The 21,273-nt window shown below is 59.4% G+C and carries 12 protein-coding genes and 2 rRNA genes; 3 read left to right on the top strand and 11 right to left on the bottom strand.

The window, feature by feature from the left end:
- Positions 1–7 precede the first annotated feature (7 nt).
- The 4 genes from LXE91_RS04980 to LXE91_RS04995 form a co-directional block, all read right to left on the bottom strand.
- Positions 8–2,886: ribosomal RNA gene (locus LXE91_RS04980) — 23S ribosomal RNA — on the bottom strand.
- 398 nt (positions 2,887–3,284) lie between these two features.
- Positions 3,285–4,812 (bottom strand): 16S ribosomal RNA (locus LXE91_RS04985).
- The 16S and 23S rRNA genes sit together here, the layout of an rRNA operon.
- 574 nt (positions 4,813–5,386) lie before the next feature.
- Positions 5,387–5,917: a cytochrome b gene (locus LXE91_RS04990; protein ID WP_039362522.1), complete on the bottom strand. Its 531-nt coding sequence runs from the start codon at positions 5,915–5,917 to the stop codon at positions 5,387–5,389.
- A complete protein-coding gene (locus LXE91_RS04995) occupies positions 5,917–7,011 on the bottom strand; it encodes a catalase family peroxidase (RefSeq protein ID WP_039362525.1) in 1,095 nt (364 codons plus the stop codon). The genes LXE91_RS04990 and LXE91_RS04995 overlap by 1 nt, the downstream gene beginning before the upstream one ends.
- A gap of 156 nt (positions 7,012–7,167) precedes the next feature.
- On the opposite strand from LXE91_RS04995, the gene LXE91_RS05000 reads away from it, so the two are divergent.
- The gene (locus tag LXE91_RS05000; RefSeq protein WP_039362528.1) at positions 7,168–7,689 is read left to right on the top strand and encodes a sigma-70 family RNA polymerase sigma factor; all 522 of its coding nucleotides are present in this window, start codon (positions 7,168–7,170) and stop codon (positions 7,687–7,689) included.
- Complete coding sequence (locus tag LXE91_RS05005) at positions 7,686–8,444, top strand: anti-sigma factor family protein (protein WP_039362531.1); 759 nt, start codon at positions 7,686–7,688, stop codon at positions 8,442–8,444. The genes LXE91_RS05000 and LXE91_RS05005 overlap by 4 nt, the downstream gene beginning before the upstream one ends.
- Positions 8,445–8,691: 247 nt before the next feature.
- Here the strand turns inward: LXE91_RS05005 and LXE91_RS05010 are convergent, their stop codons facing one another.
- From LXE91_RS05010 to LXE91_RS05020, 3 genes are all read right to left on the bottom strand, one after another.
- Positions 8,692–9,252, bottom strand: coding sequence for a hypothetical protein (locus LXE91_RS05010; RefSeq protein WP_039362536.1), 561 nt, complete (start codon positions 9,250–9,252; stop codon positions 8,692–8,694).
- Positions 9,253–10,058: 806 nt separating this feature from the next.
- Positions 10,059–10,382 carry a hypothetical protein gene (locus tag LXE91_RS05015; protein WP_039362539.1) on the bottom strand — a complete coding sequence of 108 codons (324 nt, stop codon included), beginning with the start codon at positions 10,380–10,382 and terminating at the stop codon, positions 10,059–10,061.
- A gap of 325 nt (positions 10,383–10,707) precedes the next feature.
- Positions 10,708–11,025 carry a hypothetical protein gene (locus tag LXE91_RS05020; protein ID WP_039362541.1) on the bottom strand — a complete coding sequence of 106 codons (318 nt, stop codon included), beginning with the start codon at positions 11,023–11,025 and terminating at the stop codon, positions 10,708–10,710.
- Between the two features lie 142 nt (positions 11,026–11,167).
- Between LXE91_RS05020 and LXE91_RS05025 the strand changes: the two genes are divergently transcribed.
- The gene (locus tag LXE91_RS05025; RefSeq protein ID WP_135370746.1) at positions 11,168–11,482 is read left to right on the top strand and encodes a hypothetical protein; all 315 of its coding nucleotides are present in this window, start codon (positions 11,168–11,170) and stop codon (positions 11,480–11,482) included.
- Between the two features lie 260 nt (positions 11,483–11,742).
- Here the strand turns inward: LXE91_RS05025 and LXE91_RS05030 are convergent, their stop codons facing one another.
- The 4 genes from LXE91_RS05030 to LXE91_RS05045 form a co-directional block, all read right to left on the bottom strand.
- Positions 11,743–12,108, bottom strand: coding sequence for a hypothetical protein (locus tag LXE91_RS05030; protein WP_223274482.1), 366 nt, complete (start codon positions 12,106–12,108; stop codon positions 11,743–11,745).
- Positions 12,105–16,850 carry an RHS repeat-associated core domain-containing protein gene (locus LXE91_RS05035; protein ID WP_052760208.1) on the bottom strand — a complete coding sequence of 1,582 codons (4,746 nt, stop codon included), beginning with the start codon at positions 16,848–16,850 and terminating at the stop codon, positions 12,105–12,107. Before LXE91_RS05035 ends, LXE91_RS05030 begins: the two co-directional genes overlap by 4 nt.
- A 50-nt stretch (positions 16,851–16,900) precedes the next feature.
- Positions 16,901–20,071: a type VI secretion system Vgr family protein gene (locus LXE91_RS05040; RefSeq protein WP_046544125.1), complete on the bottom strand. Its 3,171-nt coding sequence runs from the start codon at positions 20,069–20,071 to the stop codon at positions 16,901–16,903.
- Between the two features lie 186 nt (positions 20,072–20,257).
- Positions 20,258–20,929, bottom strand: a complete 672-nt coding sequence (locus tag LXE91_RS05045) for a hypothetical protein (RefSeq protein WP_039351999.1) — start codon at positions 20,927–20,929, stop codon at positions 20,258–20,260.
- Between the last annotated feature and the right edge of the window lie 344 nt (positions 20,930–21,273).

Genomic DNA, 21,273 nt, shown 5'->3' on the forward strand with positions numbered 1-21,273 from the left:
TTGTTATAGGATCAAGCCTTACGGGCAATTAGTATCAGTTAGCTGAACGCATTACTGCGCTTACACACCTGACCTATCAACGTCCTGGTCTCGAACGACCCTTCAAGGGGATCTAGTCCCCAGGGATATCTCATCTTAAGGCGAGTTTCCCGCTTAGATGCTTTCAGCGGTTATCTCTTCCGAACATAGCTACCCGGCGATGCCACTGGCGTGACAACCGGTACACCAGAGGTTCGTCCACTCCGGTCCTCTCGTACTAGGAGCAGCCCCCTTCAAATATCCAACGCCCACGGCAGATAGGGACCAAACTGTCTCACGACGTTTTAAACCCAGCTCACGTACCTCTTTAAATGGCGAACAGCCATACCCTTGGGACCGGCTACAGCCCCAGGATGAGATGAGCCGACATCGAGGTGCCAAACACCGCCGTCGATATGAACTCTTGGGCGGTATCAGCCTGTTATCCCCAGAGTACCTTTTATCCGTTGAGCGATGGCCCTTCCATACAGAACCACCGGATCACTATGACCTGCTTTCGCACCTGCTCGACTTGTCGGTCTCGCAGTTAAGCACGCTTATGCCATTGCACTATCAGCACGATTTCCGACCGTACCTAGCGTACCTTCGTACTCCTCCGTTACGCTTTGGGAGGAGACCGCCCCAGTCAAACTGCCTACCATGCACTGTCCCCGACCCGGATCACGGGCCAAGGTTAGAACCTCAAACAAACCAGGGTGGTATTTCAGGACGGCTCCACCGAAACTAGCGTTCCGGTTTCATAGCCTCCCACCTATCCTACACAGATCGGTTCAAAGTCCAATGCAAAGCTACAGTAAAGGTTCATGGGGTCTTTCCGTCTAGCCGCGGGTAGATTGCATCATCACAAACACTTCAACTTCGCTGAGTCTCGGGAGGAGACAGTGTGGCCATCGTTACGCCATTCGTGCAGGTCGGAACTTACCCGACAAGGAATTTCGCTACCTTAGGACCGTTATAGTTACGGCCGCCGTTTACCGGGACTTCAATCAAGAGCTTGCACCCCATCATTTAATCTTCCGGCACCGGGCAGGCGTCACACCCTATACGTCCACTTTCGTGTTTGCAGAGTGCTGTGTTTTTATTAAACAGTCGCAGCCACCAGTTTATTGCAACCCCTTCACCCTTCTGGCGCAAGCCAGTCAAGCTAAGGGCGTACCTTATCCCGAAGTTACGGTACCAATTTGCCGAGTTCCTTCTCCCGAGTTCTCTCAAGCGCCTTAGAATACTCATCTCGCCCACCTGTGTCGGTTTGCGGTACGGTCATCATTAGACTGAAGCTTAGAGGCTTTTCTTGGAACCACTTCCAATTGCTTCGCTCCCTAAGGAGCTCGCGCCACACCCTTGAATTCCGCGCCCGGATTTGCCTAAGCGCCTTCTCCAATGCAGCGACCGGGACTTCCAACACCCGGACAACCTTCCGCGATCCGTCCCCCCATCGCATCTAACAATGGTGCAGGAATATTGACCTGCTTCCCATCAGCTACGCATTTCTGCCTCGCCTTAGGGGCCGACTCACCCTACGCCGATGAACGTTGCGTAGGAAACCTTGGGCTTACGGCGAGGGGGCCTTTCACCCCCTTTATCGCTACTCATGTCAGCATTCGCACTTCCGATACCTCCAGCACCCTTTACAAGGCACCTTCGCAGGCTTACGGAACGCTCTCCTACCATGCGTGCTAAGCACGCATCCGCAGCTTCGGTATATAGCTTAGCCCCGTTACATCTTCCGCGCAGGACGACTCGATCAGTGAGCTATTACGCTTTCTTTAAAGGGTGGCTGCTTCTAAGCCAACCTCCTGACTGTTTTAGCCTTCCCACTTCGTTTCCCACTTAGCTATATTTGGGGACCTTAGCTGGCGGTCTGGGTTGTTTCCCTCTTGACACCGGACGTTAGCACCCGATGTCTGTCTCCCGTGATTGCACTCTTCGGTATTCGGAGTTTGCTATGGCGGGGTAATCTGCAATAGACCCCCCAACCATGACAGTGCTCTACCCCCGAAGGTGAGACACGAGGCACTACCTAAATAGTTTTCGGAGAGAACCAGCTATTTCCAGGTTTGTTTAGCCTTTCACCCCTATCCACAGCTCATCCCCTAACTTTTCAACGTTAGTGGGTTCGGACCTCCAGTACGTGTTACCGCACCTTCATCCTGGCCATGGATAGATCACCTGGTTTCGGGTCTACGCCCAGCAACTGAACGCCCTATTCGGACTCGCTTTCGCTACGCCTGCCCTATACGGTTAAGCTTGCTACTGAACGTAAGTCGCTGACCCATTATACAAAAGGTACGCCGTCACCCCTTACGAGGCTCCGACTGTTTGTATGCATGCGGTTTCAGGATCTATTTCACTCCCCTCCCGGGGTTCTTTTCGCCTTTCCCTCACGGTACTGGTTCACTATCGGTCGATCACGAGTATTTAGCCTTGGAGGATGGTCCCCCCATCTTCAGACAGGATTTCACGTGTCCCGCCCTACTTGTCGCACACCTAGTTCTTTCATACTGTTTTCGCCTACAGGGCTATCACCTGCTATGGCCGCACTTTCCAGAGCGTTCGGCTAACAATACAAATAAAGAGTGCAAGGCTCATCCCATTTCGCTCGCCACTACTTTGGGAATCTCGGTTGATTTCTTTTCCTGCGGTTACTTAGATGTTTCAGTTCACCGCGTTCGCTTCACATGGCCTATGTATTCAGCCATGGATACTCCAAAAGGAGTGGGTTTCCCCATTCGGACATCTACGGATCAAAGCTTGTTTGCCAGCTCCCCGTAGCTTTTCGCAGGCTACCGCGTCCTTCATCGCCTGTGATCGCCAAGGCATCCACCACATGCACTTGTTCGCTTGACCCTATAACGAGTCTGTCTCATCGACAGTCGCTACAGGTTGAGTTCTCGCGTTGTGCCGTATTCCAATTTAAGTCGAACATAGAGTTCGAATCATCTTGAGATACATCGATACAATCACAACCCGGATAGTTTTCACGTCCATCTCAAGACGCTTCCGCTATCCAAATTACTTACTTCTTCCAGATTGTTAAAGAACGACAGCCGATACGTACTACGTACCGCTCTGACTGGCTCAATCGCCAATGAGAAAAACTCGAACCAAACTTCATTCGAATGTTTGTCATTGATGATTATCGAAAGCGGCCGGCATTATAACCGATTAAACCGCTAACAGACAGTCTTTCTGTCTTTATCAACAGCCGATAAGCGTGAGCGCTCAACTTTGCGAGATAGCTCTGGAAAGGAGGTGATCCAGCCGCACCTTCCGATACGGCTACCTTGTTACGACTTCACCCCAGTCATGAATCCTACCGTGGTGACCGTCCTCCTTGCGGTTAGACTAGCCACTTCTGGTAAAACCCACTCCCATGGTGTGACGGGCGGTGTGTACAAGACCCGGGAACGTATTCACCGCGGCATGCTGATCCGCGATTACTAGCGATTCCAGCTTCATGCACTCGAGTTGCAGAGTGCAATCCGGACTACGATCGGTTTTCTGGGATTAGCTCCCCCTCGCGGGTTGGCAACCCTCTGTTCCGACCATTGTATGACGTGTGAAGCCCTACCCATAAGGGCCATGAGGACTTGACGTCATCCCCACCTTCCTCCGGTTTGTCACCGGCAGTCTCCTTAGAGTGCTCTTGCGTAGCAACTAAGGACAAGGGTTGCGCTCGTTGCGGGACTTAACCCAACATCTCACGACACGAGCTGACGACAGCCATGCAGCACCTGTGCGCCGGTTCTCTTTCGAGCACTCCCACCTCTCAGCAGGATTCCGACCATGTCAAGGGTAGGTAAGGTTTTCGCGTTGCATCGAATTAATCCACATCATCCACCGCTTGTGCGGGTCCCCGTCAATTCCTTTGAGTTTTAATCTTGCGACCGTACTCCCCAGGCGGTCAACTTCACGCGTTAGCTACGTTACTAAGGAAATGAATCCCCAACAACTAGTTGACATCGTTTAGGGCGTGGACTACCGGGGTATCTAATCCTGTTTGCTCCCCACGCTTTCGTGCATGAGCGTCAGTATTGGCCGGGGGCTGCCTTCGCCATCGGTATTCCTCCACATCTCTACGCATTTCACTGCTACACGTGGAATTCTACCCCCTCTGCCATACTCTAGCCTGCCAGTCACCAATGCAGTTCCCGGGTTGAGCCGGGGATTTCACATCGGTCTTAGCAAACCGCCTGCGCACGCTTTACGCCCAGTAATTCCGATTAACGCTCGCACCCTACGTATTACCGCGGCTGCTGGCACGTAGTTAGCCGGTGCTTATTCTTCCGGTACCGTCATCCCCCGACTGTATTAGAGCCAAGGATTTCTTTCCGGACAAAAGTGCTTTACAACCCGAAGGCCTTCTTCACACACGCGGCATTGCTGGATCAGGCTTTCGCCCATTGTCCAAAATTCCCCACTGCTGCCTCCCGTAGGAGTCTGGGCCGTGTCTCAGTCCCAGTGTGGCTGGTCGTCCTCTCAGACCAGCTACTGATCGTCGCCTTGGTAGGCCTTTACCCCACCAACTAGCTAATCAGCCATCGGCCAACCCTATAGCGCGAGGCCCGAAGGTCCCCCGCTTTCATCCGTAGATCGTATGCGGTATTAATCCGGCTTTCGCCGGGCTATCCCCCACTACAGGACATGTTCCGATGTATTACTCACCCGTTCGCCACTCGCCACCAGGTGCAAGCACCCGTGCTGCCGTTCGACTTGCATGTGTAAGGCATGCCGCCAGCGTTCAATCTGAGCCAGGATCAAACTCTTCAGTTTAAACCTGTTACTGTTTTCGGTTCGGTTAAGAACCGGTCGCTCACTCAAAGCTGACAGGAATATGAATCACTTCATAAACCTGACTTACTTTAGTGTGAGACTCTTGATACTTTCGCTATCTGATCCGAGGATCAGCTCGCTGCCATCAAGCGCCCACACTTATCGGCTGTTAATTTTTAAAGAGCATTCTGCGAGGAACTTCGTGTTTCCCGGCAGCGCTGCGTTTTCAGCAGCAGAGAAGCGAGATTATCAACCGTTTTTTTAAATCCGTCAACAACTTTTTTAACTACTTCGTTGCGACGACTGCGGTTTAATTTCGTCAGCACTGGAATCGATAAAACCGACTTCAACAGCACCGCTTCCCTTCTTTCCCCGCGCTGCGTTTCCGTTAGCGCGAAAGAGGCGTGATTCTAAGCACCCACCCCCAACTACGCAAGCCCTTTTGTGAAATTATTTTGACATGTGGTAGCGAGGGTCGCTGAACCTGTCCTCCGGTCATATATATGCGACACGGCAGGAGCAGCCCCGGTTGCCCGTGAACCGCCCCGCCGCATCGAGCGCAATCCTCCGCCGCTCACCGCCCCACCATCGCCCTCACCACACCGTCCCGTCGAATCAGCCCGTGATACAGCGCCGCGGCAAAGTGCGCGAGGAACGTCGCGAAGAACAGATAGGCCAGCACCCGGTGCGCGACCCGGAGCCACGCGAACGTCACCGGATCAGCCGACACCAGCGCCGGCAGCTGCACACCACCGCCCAGCGTCACCGGATACCCGCCCGCCGACAGCATCGCCCAGCCGATCAGCGGCATCGCGAGCATCAGCGCATACAGCACGAGATGCGAGCCGTGCGCGGCAACCTTCTGCCACCACGGCAGATCCTCGGGCAGCGCCGGCGGCTTCGACAGAACCCGCACCACGATCCGCACGCACACGAGCGCCAGCACGGCAATGCCCAGCGGCTTGTGAATCGCCACCAGAAGCGCATGCCGCTCGGAAACGGACGCCACCATCCCCACCCCGATGAACAGCATCGCGATGATCATCGCGGCCATCACCCAGTGCAGCACCCGCGCCGGCAAGCCAAACGTCGTCGAAGCCTTCATCACCGTCCCTCCCCACTCAATCGCGCCACGCCCGCTACCCCGGCCTCTTCACTCGTCCTGCGCAGATACGAATCCGCATAAGCCGCCGACCGCGCCGCCAGCAACGGATCCCCCGATACCTGAATCCCCTGCGGCAGCACCGTCGGGTCGTAATTCACGTCGCGGCACGGCCCGCTGTCCTGCGCCTCCACGCGGTCGAGCACGAGCGTGCCCGCATCGATCGTCGTGCGCTGCGCGGGCCAGACCTTCGTCGCGTCGTCCACCGGGTCGCCAGGCTCCGCCAGCGTGACCAGCAGCTTCCATTTCTGCGAGCCGGCCGCGATGCGCTGCGTCACGTCCTGCTGCAGCACGTTCGGGTCCGCCGCCGTTGCGACGTCTCCGGCGCCGGCCGTCTGCTCCGGCACGACGCGCCACCGCACCGCCTGGCGCTTGCCCGCCGCGTCGACGAAGTAGAACGCGTTCAATCCGTAATAGCTTTCGGTGACGTAGCTCGCGCTCGGCTTCGCACCCTTCACCCATTCGCGGAACGCGGCCGTCTCCGGGTGTGCACCGAAAAACGCCTTCACCTTCGCCGGATCGGGCTTGCCCGTCTTCGGATCGGCTCGCGTCGCCACCAATTGCGCGTAGAACGCCTGCGGCGTCGCGACCGGAAACACCGGCATCGCGTTCATCCCGGTGCGCCATTGCTCACCATCGGGCGCGGTGAGCTTCAGCGCGAGGCTGCGGATCGGCACGCTGCTGTCGGGCGCATACGGATTCCCGCCCGGCAACGCGAAGCGCCCGACCACCGGCGTGCGCACCGCCTGGAAGAACGGCGCGACCGAATACGCGCTCGCCGCACCGTTGCCTTCGAAGTAACCGGTCACGCACACGCCCTTCGCGTGATTGCGCCGGAAACCCGGGTGAATGCCGCCGCCGGCCGTCTGCAATGCATCGACGATCCGGTGCGGGGTCAGACGCGCCGGTGCGAACCAGCCGCCGACGTATCCGAACGCCACGGCCACGCCGGCCACCGCGCCGCCGATCGCGGCCCAGCGCCACCACCCGCGCCCGGGCTCGCGCTGCGGCGAAGAAGAGGAAGAAGATCGCTCCATATATAGGCTCCCGACCATCAGGTCATTGTCGAACCCGCGTAGGACGCCGCCCGCGCCGCTTTATTCCACGAAAAGTTTTTTCGTATGCTGGTGGAATAAGCGGCGCCGACCGGCGTCCTACGTGGCATCTCGACCCTTTCGGCAACCGGCCCGGCCATGCCCTCCACCGCCCTCGACGACGAAGCACTGCGCGAACTCATCCCCAGGCTGCGACGCTTCGCGCTCTGGCTCGCGCGCGACGTCCACGCGGCCGACGATCTCGTCCAGTCGACGCTCGAGCGCGCGCTGTCGCGCTGGTCGAGCCGCCGCGACGACGCGTCGCTGCGCAGCTGGCTCTTCACCATCCTGTACCGGCAGTTTCTCGACGGGAAACGCAGCGCGAAGCGCTATGCGTGGCTGCTTGGGCGCATTAGCGACGACGATGAAGCGCACTGGCCGTCCGCCGAACGCGAATTCGCGGCGCGCGCGACGCTCGAAGCATTCGGCCGGCTCTCCGACGAGCAGCGCAGCCTGCTGCTGCTCGTCGCGGTCGAAGGTTTCACCTATCAGGAAGTCGCCGACCTGCTCGACATTCCGATCGGCACCGTGATGTCGCGGCTCTCTCGCGCGCGCCAGGCGCTGCGCCAGCTCAGCGACGGTGAACTTCCCGCTCCTTCCTTGCGGTTGATGAAAAAATGAACACGCCTCCGAACGAACATGACCTCCAGGCCTACGTCGACGGCCAGCTCGACGACGATGCGCGCGCCGCGGTCGAGCGCTATCTCGCGCTGCATCCGGCGCGCGCGGAACAGGTGAAGCAATGGCAGCAGGACGCGCAGCGGTTGCGGGCCGCGCTGGAAAGCGTGCGGATGCCGGCGGACAACCCCGCGCTGGATCCAGCCGCGATTCGGGGCCGGCGGGCCGATCGCGCGCGCATGCGGTTCGCGATGGCCGCTTCGTTCGTGTTCTGCGTCGGGCTCGGGACGTTCGGCGGATGGCAGGCGCGCGGGTGGAACGCGCCGCCGCCCATCGCGCCGATGAGCGATGCGGTCAAGGCTTACCAGATGATGGTGGTCGATCGAACGGCCAAGGTCGATTACCGGCCGACCGGTGCGGGCGATTTGCAGGGATGGCTCACCAGAGGCGTGGGCGCATCGGCGAAGCTGCCGGATCTGAGCGCGGCGGGGTTCAGGCCGGTCGGTGGGCGGCTGTTCACGACGGACAGCGGGGCGACTGCCGCGATGGTGCTCTATGAGGACGAGGCCGGACGGACGCTGAGCTTCTATCTCCGGCCGGCGGAATCGAAACATCGGCTGCTGCCGGCCGGGCAACGCGTGGACGGTGCGCTGCTCGCGCGATATGGATCGGTGAACGGGCTCAACTATGCAGTGGTCGGGCCGACGGGGAGTCTTGGCGAAAAGGCAGTCGTGCAGGCGCTCGACCAACAGACTTGAAGTGGCAGGATGCGCGCGCGGCTGGCGGTTGGTGGCGGCCGCCAGCGCCTTTGGTGGCACGGCCCGGCGGGCTTGAACGGGCGCCCGTTCACCATTCGCCTGCACAGCGTTTCGACTGACTTTCCCCAGCTGTTATGCACATCGCGCCACGCCGGCGCCCTCACCTTTGGAATCACAGGGTTTCGAGTCGACGCGGAACGGGATATCCACATCGATCACGGGTAAGCGATCTGGCTTCCAGTGAGGGCTACGATCCTGTCCGTCCAGGTAGCGTCGCCACGGAGACCTGGCTGCCGGCAAGCATCTTGTTCGTCCGGCGCACGAACACCCAGTGCCAAACCCAGAGGAAAACCGCGACACCGCCAGCGATCGAGCCAATGGCATTGGGTATCAACGAAAGAACCTGGGCAAGACACCATCCGATGCCGCTGATCCGGCCGAACGAGCGCAACCCCGACAGAGCCGGATTGATACGAGACTCCGCTTCCAGGGACTTCGCAACGTTGGAAATAATGAAGAAGTCCTCGATGAAGTTGTAGGCCAAGAGGAACATCAGCCAGACGCTGTTGGGTTCGGCCGCACGCGATCCTCGGTTGACCGATTTCAGGGTCGTCCTGAGGTCGCTCGCGTAGGCATAGACCAGCGCCAGGAAAACCGCGATGACGACGATGCTTCCGATCGTCCCAAGCACTGCTATTTCGCCGAGAACGCCTCCGTCTTCGGAGGGATGGACAAGCGGATAGGCAAGCCCAAAGGCAATGGGGATGCTCAGGATGGCTTTGAGAATGGTCCGTGCAGTTGCGCTCATGTGTATCGCGGAGGGAATCGGTGCGTTGTCACCGGCAGCATAGCGAACGGACATCCTCGCTGTGCGACTTTGTCATGGCATATGCCGCCTTCTCTCGCGACGCTTGTCGAGTCGGTGCCTGGAGCGCGTCGGGAATCGTGGAGTCGAGTTGTATGAAAGCGCGATAGCCACGACCCGTGAAGTAACGCGAACATCCTCGCCGAATTCGCGTACCCTCACCCGTTGAATGCACAGGGTTTCGAGTGCGTTGGCCGCTCGATATCCACCAGACATTCCATCACTGCGGATCGCGCGAAGACGCCCCACGTCGCCTGCGCTATTCCGGAAAATCCCTGTCAGACAAGGCGTTCGGGCTGATTCGCATGGTCGAATGCAGGGCGCTCACCTGTTCGACGCACAGCGATTCGACTGGTTGGGCGTGCGGGTTGTCCACATACGCGCTGTCGACACGCGCACGAAACGCGATGCACGTTCCGCATGCACCCCGTTCTCAGGGCTTGCTTCTCTCCGTCCAGTCGCGTGCTCGAACATTCTGATCGGCTTGTCGAGGTCAACATTCGCCGAGATCCGCGCCCAGCTTGTGGTCCGGGCAAATGCTCACCTTGTTTCGGCACAGCGTTTCGCGTCGCTTTGGGCCGCGGTTGTCCACACGTGAAGGCTGACGACCTTCACCACCTCCGAAGTCACTTGGTCAGATAAACCCTGAGAATCTCGCCAGTTTCCGGAGAAACGACGTACTTCATCGAGGTCCCGAGCGGACTCGCGTTGCCGAGGCCGCGCGAACACATGTCGCGCGCTGGCATCACTTATCCCGTCTCGAACAGCGCCCTAAATTCACGAAGGCAAGCGCCGCAGGTCGTTGTCAATAAACCGATCGCCGCCTCCATCGATTCGTCGTCGCTGAAGCGATAAACATCACCATCCTCGTACGTGCCGCCCAAATCGGCGATATTCCCTCTCCCCGAATCGAGCATGAAACCCGGATATTCGATCTCGTCACGAACAAGCGTCAAAGGCACGACACCATCATCGTCCCTCCAGCTCTGACGATCATTGACGAGATGGCGCACGGCTTGCGTAACAAGCTCGCCACCGCCGCATCCGTGATACGAGCAATGCACTAACGGCATCGAGCCTCCGTTGTCCTGACACCTGATCTCGCGAATGCAACGCGTATCGATGGCGAAGAAAAGTCATGTCGAAGCACGCCCTCCCCTCTTTGTGCTGCTGGCCGACCTTCGCTCGACTCGACTCACGACCAGAACGCTGCACGCAATCGTCGATTCGGCAGGCAAGCTGATGACCCGGTGCGCTTCCAGCCGCTTCTGCAGCGGCAGCCGAATTGCTGGCCTCGTTCAGCTCTGCCGCCTGCGCATCCTTCAATGCGGCCCGCGAGAAACGCACTCCACTCATTCCCGCCACTCGTCGACCGTATAAAGCCGGTTGCGTGATCGACTACCTCGCCAGATAGATCGCAAGGATCTCTCCGTTCTCTGGCGAGATGACGTAGTTGATCGACTTCCCGAGCCGGTTTGCGTTGCCAAGGCCCTTCATTCCCGGGATGAACTTTGCGGTAAACGATACGCCAATGACGTCTTTTCCATCGACACCTTCGCCGTTGGATGCCTTTCGTTCGTAGACGGACACTTCGAAATTATTGATGTCCTGCTCGCTCTTTTCGAAGTCGGCATAGGCCGAGCGCAGCCCGATGACTGTTGCGGTATTGAGGGTGACGCGATCGTTGTCCGCATCACCAAAAATTGTTTTACTCATGGCAAGCACAGGTATCGATATGCGTCATAGTGTTTTCGTGGCGGCATGGTAGCCCTTGTGACCATCGCTTGGCGTGCCAAGGTCCCCTCGGTAGTCGGGATCATCACCCAGCCCCATCTCGGCCACCGACCTGGTCTCGCGAATGCAACTCGTATCGATGGCGAAGAAAAGCCATGTCGAACCACGCCCGCTCCTCTTTGTACTGCTGGCCGACCTTCGCTCAACTCGACTCGCGACCAGAACGCCGCAGGCAATCGTCGATTCGGCAGGCAAGGTGATGACCCAGTGCGCTTCCGGCCGCTTCCGCAGCAGCAGCCCACTTGCGGGCCTTGTTCATCTCCGGCGGTTGTGCATCCATCAACCCGACCGCCAGAGCACACTGCGCACACTCAGAACCGAGGCGAGCGGCCGTCAAGCACCAGTGATCGGCACCGGCGTAATCGTATTCACCGAATGAATAGTAGATGTACAGCCGCCCTGCGGCGGCCACATCGCCGGAATTGGCAGCGACCAAGGTCGCGCGCGATGCAACTTCGGACAATGTGTGTTGCTCTCGTCTAGTCGCAGGTATCGCGTCGTCCGACGGAGCTTTCATCTACAAGCTCACGCGACCTGTCGACACGTATCGCCACGCGCCAACCTTCCGATACCGGCGAAAATTTCCATCGATCCCGAACTCGCCGACGGAAATGGCTCGACATACATCACTTCATTCGATCATTTCGTACCATATATCTTAACTATTTTCCCATCCTCGGGAGATATAAGGTAGTTAATTGACTCCCCAAGGCGATTTGCGTTACCAAGCCCACGCTTCCCTTGGATAAACTTTGCCACAAATGCCACAGATATAAAATTTTCCTCATCTGTCGCATCTTCCTTTGAGGCTTTCACATCGCGAATATGGACTTCGAAATTATTCAAGTCCTGCCCTGATTTTTCGAAATCCTCATACGCAGCCTTCAATCCAACTGTAGTTGCAGTGTTGAGAATAATACTATTTCTATTCATCGAGCCAAAATTCAAATCACTCATGGCGGATATAGGAAAAATTAAGGCAACAATTAAGAGACATGCTTTCATAGACGATATTCATGGTCCTTGGCGGCCTGGTATCCCTTGTGACCATCACTCGGCGTCCCAAGGTAACCCCGGTAGTCAGGATATTCGTCCAGCCCAATTACAGCCGCATTCCTGTCTGCCGGCGAAAATTCGTTGCTATTGTAGTAATCCCGTCCTTTCGTCGTTCTGTTCCCGCGCCGATCCGAATGGTCGCCGTGCGTGTGCCAGTAACCGACCTCTTGTGCGCAATTCGGAGGTTGGGGAGCGCGTGAATCCCACGGATTAACCTCAGCCCCATCGCCCCGGATCGCCTTCGTATAGTCGAACCGACCATCCGGTGTCCGATAGATGAGTCCGCCATATTCCAGGTTGTCGCGAATCGACTTGTCGTTGTATCGGAGCAAGGCGGCCTTTGCCGCACCATCTGGCGTCGCAAACCGGCCGGACTTGAACTTCTTGCAGGTCGTGCCCAACGGATCGATCCAGCCCGTGGGATTGGGGCCGTACCGATACGTATTCAGTCCGCCCTGCAAGCCGACAGGATCCTTCGAAATGAAACGTCCGCTCTCCGGAGCGTAGTAACGATGCCGGTTATAGGCAAGCCCGGTCTCGTCATCCAGTTGCTGCCCCTGGAACCGGATCGGATTGCGCACCGTCAAGCCCGTGGCACGCGATACGCGCTCGATGACTTCTCGCGCGTCACCCCAAGCCTTGTAACTGGCCTCCCACACCACGTCCCCAAGCTCGTCGGTCAACAACAGCGGCGTGCCGATCTGATCGCAGTGGTAGTAGTACACCCCTGCCTTCGACTTCGGTTCCGGAATTCGCCGCAGTGGATCACCCTCAGGCGTATGACGCATCGCGGCATCGTGGCTCGGCGTTTCCACACCCTCGACCGCCGCGCCGACATACTGGGCGAGCGGCACGAACGAATCAGCCTCGTACACGTAATGCGTACTGCTCGTGGCGCCGCTTTCGTATGCGAGCGCGTTGCCTTCCCAGCCATACGTCGTCACAACACCATCGACTTCCTTCGCGATTCGTCGCCCGAACGCATCGTAGAAGTAACGTGCCTCGCTGCGGCGTGCCTCGGTTTCAGTCAGGGCCCGTGCCAGTCGATTGAATCCGTCCCACTCGAAGCGCTGCAGGCTGCCCGCCGCTCGGGTTTCGACGAGGTTGCCCTGCGGGTCATACTCGAGTTGCTTGCCCGCATACGCACGAAGCAGGTTGCCGAGCACCTTCGATACCTGCGGTGGCAACGTGCTTTCAGGCCGAACCGGGCTCGCCGGCGTGCGCGCCTGAGGATGATCAGGACTCCGTGCGTCGATCACATTGCTCGCCGGATCGAACGCGAACCGCTCCGTGCCTCCGGGCCCGATCGACTCGATCAATCGTCCGATCGGATCGTATCGGTAGTCGCTCAATCCGCGCCGACTGTCTTCGACATGCGTCAGCTGACCCGCGAGATCGTAGCGGTAATGTCTGCCGCTCAGCGGTGCGGGCGCATGTTCGCGCTGGAGAGTCTGGCTGCGGATCAGGCCCGCCGGATCGTAACCCGTGCTCTGGATCAGTTTGCTCGGCAGCACACGCCGGACCTCACGGTGCAGATCGTCCCGCTCGAACTGCATCCGTTCGTCGCCGTCGAGCAGCATCCCATGGACATGCCCGGAACCGTAGGTCAACCAGTCGATCGCGTGGCCATCCGGTCGGATCGTCCGCTTGCGGTTGCCCAGCTCGTCATACGTGTGATGCCACACGTAGCTGCGCTTGACACCGAACAAGTCGTACGCGTGATGTTCGCGAACCAGATTGCCGACCGGATCGAAGAAATGCTGCACCCGGCTGAATGCATTTTGCGCGTCGGCCAGACGACCGAGCGCATCGTAAGCGAAGCGCTCGTCGGCATCGCCGCTTACGCGGCGTGTCAGCCGGCCTGCTCCATCGTATTCGACCCGTGTGACCTTTCCCGCAACGTCGATGGTCGACAGGCGACTCGTTTCGTCATCGAAGCCGTAACGCGTCACTATCCCGTCAAAATCGACCGTTTCGAGCAGCCGGCCGACAGGGTCATAGGTGAACCGATAGCTGGCCTGATTCGCATCGATCAGACTAACCAGCCGGCCGAGGCGATCGTGGCCGTAGTTCAGCGTGTGGTCGAGGGCATCACTGCGCGTATGCAACCGGCCCGCCGCATCGTAGCCGTAGCGCGTCGTGCGGTTCATTGGATCGGTGTAATTCAGGAGGCGCCCTTCCGCGTCGTATTGAAAGCGTTCGACGCCCGCTGGCGTACGCACCTCATTCAGCCAGCCGTTTGCGCCATAGCCGAACGCTGTCGCGATACCCATCGCATCCGTGGCTTCGACCAACCGACCTTGCGCATCGTATTTCCACTGCGTCGTCTTGCCCGAACAATCGGTATGCGCAGTTAGTCGTCCAGCCTCATCGTATGCCATGACCGTCGTGCCGCCCTTCGCATCGGTCACTTCACTCGGCAGCCCCTGCGCGTTGTAGCTGTATTTCGTCTCGTGGCCGAGCGGGTCCGTCTCCAGCACGACGTTCCCCGCTTCGTCATAGCCGCGTTTCCATGCATGCCCCTGCGGATCGACAATGCGGATCATCTGATCCTTCTCGTCATATTCCATCTCGATCACGCTGCCGTCGACACGCTGGTGGCGCACCATGTTGCCGCGGGCGTCGTACGCCATCTTCTCGTTGCCGCCATCCGGATACGTATGCTGCACGAGATTGTGGTGCACATCGCGATACATCCACTCCTCGCTGCCTTCCGGATAGACGATTCTGAACGGATAGCCGTAACGGTCGTAGTAGTGTCGCGTGACGTTGCCGAGCGCATCGGTCACGCTCACCATCCGGAAGTCGGGGTGCCAAGCGAAGCGCGTCTCGTCGCTGCCACCATCCGCATATTCGCGAACACATTTTGCCTTCGGTCCGGTTCCGCTCCATTCAAGGTTGGTGCCACGACCGGTGCGGTCCGTATAGCGCGTGATCAGGTGGTGACGGTACGCATATTCACGGCGGTTGCCGTTGCGATCCGTTGCCGCGACGAGATCGTTGTCCTCGCTGTATTCGTAACGCGCAAGCGTGCCGACCCGTGTTCCTTCGCTATCGTGATGCAACACCTCGGCGATGCGATGCTTTTCGTCGTATGCGAACGCAACAATCGCTTGTGGCGCGATGATCCGAGAAAGGCGTTGCTGCGCGTCGTAGTCGAGTGTCAGCTGATTACCGGAGCGATCCTTGATGAATGCGAGACGAAACGCGTCGCCACGCTTCTCGTATGCTTCAAGCAATTCGTGGCCTCGCGTGACAGTGACCCACGACTCGTCCAGCCGCAACAAGGTCAATCCTTCGCCGCGATCATCATGCGCGTCGCCCGGGGAAAGCAGCGGATAGTCGATGCTGCGACCGGTCGCATCGTGATATACGAGCTTCGATGCATGCATGTCGATGCGCGTCGTCAATGATGTGATCCATCGGGCGCCGAGCTCGCCATGCACGTCATTTGCGTCGAAGAAAGACCGATAGGTGCGGCTCCACATGATCGGCATCACGCCGGGAAGGACAAAATCCTGATGGGTCACCCGTTCGTCGCCCAGCGCAAACCCGACTGAACGTCTCGTCGCCGCCGCGGGCGTCGACGCCGGACATCCGAGCTTGCAGTCGTTCGGGCCGGGATGCTGCGCCTCTTCCGTATGCCGGACCGATTCCTTCTGGCCTTCACCCTCCTGGCGGTGCACTTTCGTGCTGCCTTGCTCCTTGATTCCGGTCTGGTGTTTGCGCTGACGATGCAAAAAGTCGCGCTTCTTGTCGATGGCGACCTGGATAAGATTGATCAGCCAACCGATCTTGCCCGCGTCTACGCCGCCGAGCGCAAGGATTTTTTCCTTGATCACCGGCACCAAGGTGCGCAACGTCTTCGCCATGTTCAGCAGCGGCTCGCGATACTTGAGATCGAGTGCCTTCGCCACCTGCGTCCCTGTATTGATGAGCTCCTTCGCCTCGATCTTCACGAAGTCGACGATCAGATGACCGAGCCCCGCAAACGTCTTGCGTGCATCATGCGCCGCGAAGCCAGATGCAACCTGGCCCGCATGCTGCCCAACCGCCCGCACATTGTGCGCGACGCTCAATTGCTTCTCGCCCGCCACCTCCTCGAACAGGCGCGCGAAGCCGATCATGAATTTCTCGATGTAATCAGCGCAAGTCTTGAGCAGGTTGTCCAGCTCTTTCTTCACGCCATCGACGAAACTCTGAATACGGCCGGCGAACTGCTCGCTCAGACTGTCGATGAGTGCCTGCAGCAGTGCGGTCTGCATGACCTGCAATGTCGCTTCACCGACTGCCTTGCCGCTTTCGACGACCTTTTGCCGCACGAGCTTCATCACCGGACGTACACCCATCCGGAATTCGGCAGTCCCGGGTGGAATCGGGATGATCCCGATCAAGTCGAGACCGAGGTTCAGATAGTCGAACACATCGGGATGCTTGCCGCTCTGTCCATGCTCGATCATGTCCTTGATATCGAGCACGAGATCGACGGCTGCCATGATGTTCGCCACCACCGGCAGCGCGTTGGCAACCATCTCGATCCGCTCGATGGTGATGAAGTCGTGGCTGATGGCACGCAACCACCGGTCACAAGCCTTGACGCCGGCCTTTACATCGATGGTCTCGATCTGCAGCAACGGCGCGACATAGACCTCAGTCGGCTTGGGAAGAATGACGCCCGAAGAAGCGGTCATGGTTGTTCTTTATTCGAAAGTGATGGATCGCGCCTTGCGCGAGCGGATACTCAGAGAACCTTCAGCGCAGGCACGGCACTTCGCGCGGCTTGGGCGAGCGCACCGACCTGGTGGGCTGCGGCGCCGAGTTGGTTGGCCTGCGAAAGGGCCGCACCGGCACCAGACGGTAATGCGCTGGCAAGGGCACCTTTGGCGAGGCTCACCGCCTGTCCGCTCAACGCCTGACCAACACCTCCCTGGACAACCTGCCCCGCCATGCCGGCCAGTTGGGTCGCCCCCGACACCGCGCCCATCGCGTCTGACGGCAACGCGTTAGCAAGCGCCCCCTGCGCGAGCCCCGTCACTTGTCCGCTCAACGCCTTCCCGATGCCGCCCTGGGCGGCCTGCCCCGCGACGGCTGCAACCTTCGTCGCACCCGGCAGCGCCCCAGGTGGCAACAGGCCGCTCAGCTGAGACATCGCCGTCGCAGCCGCATTCCCTTCCTGCATCGGCTTAGCTGGCCATTGCGCCGTCTTGAATACGCTCGACGGATCGTACTGATTGCGCGGATCTTCGCCGAACTGGACCTGCGCTGCGCCGGCCGGCAAGCCGCTCACGATCGTATGCCCCTTTGCATCCAGCGCACCTTCTCTCAACACGCCACCGCTGGCGTCCAGCACCTTGAATTTGCCGCCCTTGAAACCCTCGCCATTCGCGTACTGGTGCAGCAATTCCAGTTGTCCCGGCTGATCCGGCCGCGGGCTCGGCAACGGATACCCCATGCTCGCCGGCCCCGCGAACGTATGCGACGCCCCCTTCACGTCGATCGTCCCGGGCGCATGGACCTCGACATTGCCATCCTTGATCCGGATGTATGCCCCGCCGCTCGTCAGCAGGATCCCCTGATCGGCCGCGATCTCGATCCGGTCCGTCGCCGACACCACCTTCACCGCCTTCTGCGCGGTCACCTCGATGTTGTCCGACTGCGCCTGGATCTCCACCTTGCCCTTGCCCGCGAACAGCTTCATCCCCGCGTTCTGTACGAACAGGCTCAGCTTCTGCCCGATGCTCCCGATCAGCGACTTGCCTGCGGCCACATGCACGCTCTGCCCGCTCGCCACGTTCACGTGATCGTTCGCGACCACATGCACCGACTGCTGCGTCGACATCCCGATCCCCGACGGGCTGCCGAACAGCATCACCGGCTCCTTGAACGCGTTCGCGTTACCCGTGCCGCCGCCGGCCGTACGCCCGCCCGACGCGCTACCCGATGCGCTGTCTTGCGTCGCATCCGTGAACGCGCGCATCGTGTCCTGCGCGTCCTTCAGGCTTTCCGCCTGATGCTGCTCGCTCACGCCCGACATCGCCTCGACGAGGCTCTCGCCCGTCACGAGCTGCTGCTGCGCTTCCTTCACGTCGAGCGGCTGGCTGTTCGCCGCCTTCGGATGCGTCGTCACGTACAGGCCCTGGCTCGCCCGCACCGCGCCATACGCATCCGAGCGCAAGTCGAAGCCGCTGCCGAGATACGGCCCGCGCGAATTGCCGTTCTGGTCGATGATGTAGCCCAGATGCAGCAGGCTGTTCGCGCTGCTGCTCATCAGCTGCACGCGGTTCTGCCCGGTCGCGTCGTCCATCACGAGCTGGTTGTAGCCGCCGCCCGAATACTCCTTCGACCGATACCCGGACAGGGTCCCGTCGGTATGCCATTGCGGCTGGTTCGCGCCGTTGTACACGCGCCCGACTGCGAGCGGCCGGTCGCAGTCGCCGCCGACGTAGTCGATCAGCACTTCCTCGCCGACGCGCGGCACGTGCACGCCGCCGTAGCCGCCGCCCGTATCCGACTGCACGACGCGTACCCAGCACGACGCGTTCTCGTTGCCCGGATTCAACCGGTCCCACACGAACTGCACGCGGATCCGGTTCAACTCGTCGGTATAAACCTCCTCGCCCTGCGGCCCGACGACGATCGCTGTCTCGAGGTGCATCTCGGGCTTGTGATGCTCGAACGGGCTGCGATACGGCACGCTCACACGCTGCGCTTCGACTTCGACGAGATAGAAGCCGACCGATCCGTCGTTATGCGAAACCTGAAGCCCTGGCGTGTTTTCGTATCGCACTCGCGTCCGGTCAATCGAACGTTTCAAGCTATGCGGGAAATCCGAATCGCTAGCGGGTACGGGCAAGTTGTTCTCGATCCACCACGCCACCTCGATCGCGGCGAACTCCCGCTGGTCGGCCACGTCGCGATCATGCACCGGATGATCGGCCAGCGTGAAGCGCCGGCCGGCATCGATCGCGCGAACCCCGCCAGAACCATGGAAGCGCTTCGCCCGCGACTCCCACTCCTCCATCTTGACCTTCGTCAGATGGTCGCCGCGCGTCTGATCGAGATACGTGTAAGCGCCCGTGTACTCGTAGACTTCGAGTTGATCCGGCAACTCGCCCTGGCCGCCCATCGTCGGCAGCGACGTGCCTTTCGGGTTCGACGGCTGCGAAGGATTCTTGTAGTCGAACGTGCGCGTCGTGAGCGTCACGCTCTGCAGCGTGCGCGTACCCGACCATTGCGTGAACGCGTCGGGTTCGCTGGCCGCGTCGCCGCGATAAAAGCGCACGGTTTCCGGCGACAGCGGGGCGAACGCCTGCAGGTTGTCGGTGATCACGAGCGTATGCGACTTGCCGTCGTCGGCCTGCTGCCATGCGCTGTAGAGCCCTTCGCTCTCCATCAATCGGTGCACGAGGTCCCAGTCCGTTTCGCTCTGCCGCGTGTACGAACGGTTCGCCAAAGGCTGCGACAACGCAAAGCGGAAACGCCCGCGTGCTTCCGGGTGCATTCCAAGCACGTCGGAAATGATTTCCTCGACGTTCTTGTCGATCCAGATCTTCTCGTCGCGGCGGAACCGGAGCACATGCATCCAGGCACGCAGCTCAAGCTGATAGGTCGTCAGGCCGCCGTTCGCGCCCAGCCGACGCGCGGTATAGAGATAGCCGCTGACAGGCCGGTACGCATTGTTCTCGAGCTGAATCCAGAGCGTCGCAGGCTGAGCGATCAGCTTCTTGAGTTCAAGACTGTCATTGTTCGATACGACATCGAGTGTGAATGAGTAGTCCCTGCCTATCCGCGATCGGCCGACCGCGCGCTGTACGGCAAGTGCGTTGGCGCCCAGGGGGGTGTCCAACTTGAGCAAACGATCCTGCTGAAGCAAGCCACCGCGAATCGCGGCGCCAATGTCCGGCATATCCATGATGCAGCCCTTTTTTTATTTCAGCACCCTCGGATGGTGTCTGTGACTTAGTCGGGCGAGATTTTACCGCTTAATCAATGCGTCAATGTTAATCGTCGGATCAGAAACAGAAACAGGGACATGGCACGAACACGCGCTGTGCGATCCGTCATGTGGATCACCCCAGCCGTCGTCGCTTCGTTCAGTTCAGGCTGGTGTGTCGTCGTCACCCAGGCCGCTGCGTTTCAACGTTTCGCGCAGGCAGTACCGGCACACGGGTTCGCCGGCATTCCACAACACCCGGAACGCTTCCTCGTCAGCGATTCTGAGCGCCGAATCCTCGACCCCGGTTCCCGGCCCAAGCACCTGATGCAGAAACGCTTCGCTGAACCAGTACTTCTGCTCATGCCTCGTTGTGCCATCGATCACCTGCACGACACGACAATCGCGAATCCCGCCGGTCGACAGGATCGCTGCTTCGATATCAGGCGATGTCGGTACCGGCGAGATCAACCCGTGACGCTCGCATTGCACGAAACCCTCCGGCCATGTCGCATCGGCCGCGACGACGGACGTGTCGAATACCTGCTGCAGCGACCTGGGCTCACGTGGTGTTTCACCAGACCGCACGAGCAACTCGTCAACACACGTCGAGCAGCCATAGGCCCGCAAACGCTCGAGCGCTGCAATTTTCGGGAACGCGGTGACATGAGCAACGTTCCCGACGAACGGCGCTTCGACCTCGAGTTCGTCGAACTCGGCACGCAGCACCCACATTTCACGGCTGTACTTCGGCCGGTCGAGCGAGACCTTGACCAGTTCCCCGGGCGCAAACTGGCCGCGCACCCGGACGCGTGCACGGACACGTTCCGAGGTCATTCTGACAACGTTGAACCCGTGTCGATGGCAAACAATCGGTCCCATCACTGGCTCCCCTTGCGAGCATCATCGTTGGTATCGCCCTGCTTTTTGCCTGGGTTCATCTCGTCGCGGAAAACATCGATAGCCGGGCCAACGAAGAATTACTCACCTGTCGTGAACCTGTGCGCCAGGCCTTCGCATCCTGAATGCCGGCGATTCTACAGACACAGCGGCTCGCGCATCGTCCGATGCCCTCACAGCTTGCCGTTTCGTTTATCCGATCACTGCACGCAGTGCATATCCTGCCCGGATCACAGTCGACGGACTGTGCTTATCCAAAGGTGTTAACAGAGTTCGTATAC

It is taken from the genome of Burkholderia contaminans, from assembly GCF_029633825.1.
In the GTDB taxonomy this organism is placed as follows: domain Bacteria; phylum Pseudomonadota; class Gammaproteobacteria; order Burkholderiales; family Burkholderiaceae; genus Burkholderia; species Burkholderia contaminans.

What these genes read in the sequence shown, in the direction of transcription:
- LXE91_RS04990 (WP_039362522.1), bottom strand. Translation starts at nt 5,917, where the DNA reads ATGAAGGCTTCGACGACGTTTGGCTTGCCGGCGCGGGTGCTGCACTGG.
- LXE91_RS04995 (WP_039362525.1), bottom strand. Translation starts at nt 7,011, where the DNA reads ATGGAGCGATCTTCTTCCTCTTCTTCGCCGCAGCGCGAGCCCGGGCGC.
- LXE91_RS05000 (WP_039362528.1), top strand. Translation starts at nt 7,168, where the DNA reads ATGCCCTCCACCGCCCTCGACGACGAAGCACTGCGCGAACTCATCCCC.
- LXE91_RS05005 (WP_039362531.1), top strand. Translation starts at nt 7,686, where the DNA reads ATGAACACGCCTCCGAACGAACATGACCTCCAGGCCTACGTCGACGGC.
- LXE91_RS05010 (WP_039362536.1), bottom strand. Translation starts at nt 9,252, where the DNA reads ATGAGCGCAACTGCACGGACCATTCTCAAAGCCATCCTGAGCATCCCC.
- LXE91_RS05015 (WP_039362539.1), bottom strand. Translation starts at nt 10,382, where the DNA reads ATGCCGTTAGTGCATTGCTCGTATCACGGATGCGGCGGTGGCGAGCTT.
- LXE91_RS05020 (WP_039362541.1), bottom strand. Translation starts at nt 11,025, where the DNA reads ATGAGTAAAACAATTTTTGGTGATGCGGACAACGATCGCGTCACCCTC.
- LXE91_RS05025 (WP_135370746.1), top strand. Translation starts at nt 11,168, where the DNA reads ATGCAACTCGTATCGATGGCGAAGAAAAGCCATGTCGAACCACGCCCG.
- LXE91_RS05030 (WP_223274482.1), bottom strand. Translation starts at nt 12,108, where the DNA reads ATGAAAGCATGTCTCTTAATTGTTGCCTTAATTTTTCCTATATCCGCC.
- LXE91_RS05035 (WP_052760208.1), bottom strand. Translation starts at nt 16,850, where the DNA reads ATGACCGCTTCTTCGGGCGTCATTCTTCCCAAGCCGACTGAGGTCTAT.
- LXE91_RS05040 (WP_046544125.1), bottom strand. Translation starts at nt 20,071, where the DNA reads ATGGATATGCCGGACATTGGCGCCGCGATTCGCGGTGGCTTGCTTCAG.
- LXE91_RS05045 (WP_039351999.1), bottom strand. Translation starts at nt 20,929, where the DNA reads ATGACCTCGGAACGTGTCCGTGCACGCGTCCGGGTGCGCGGCCAGTTT.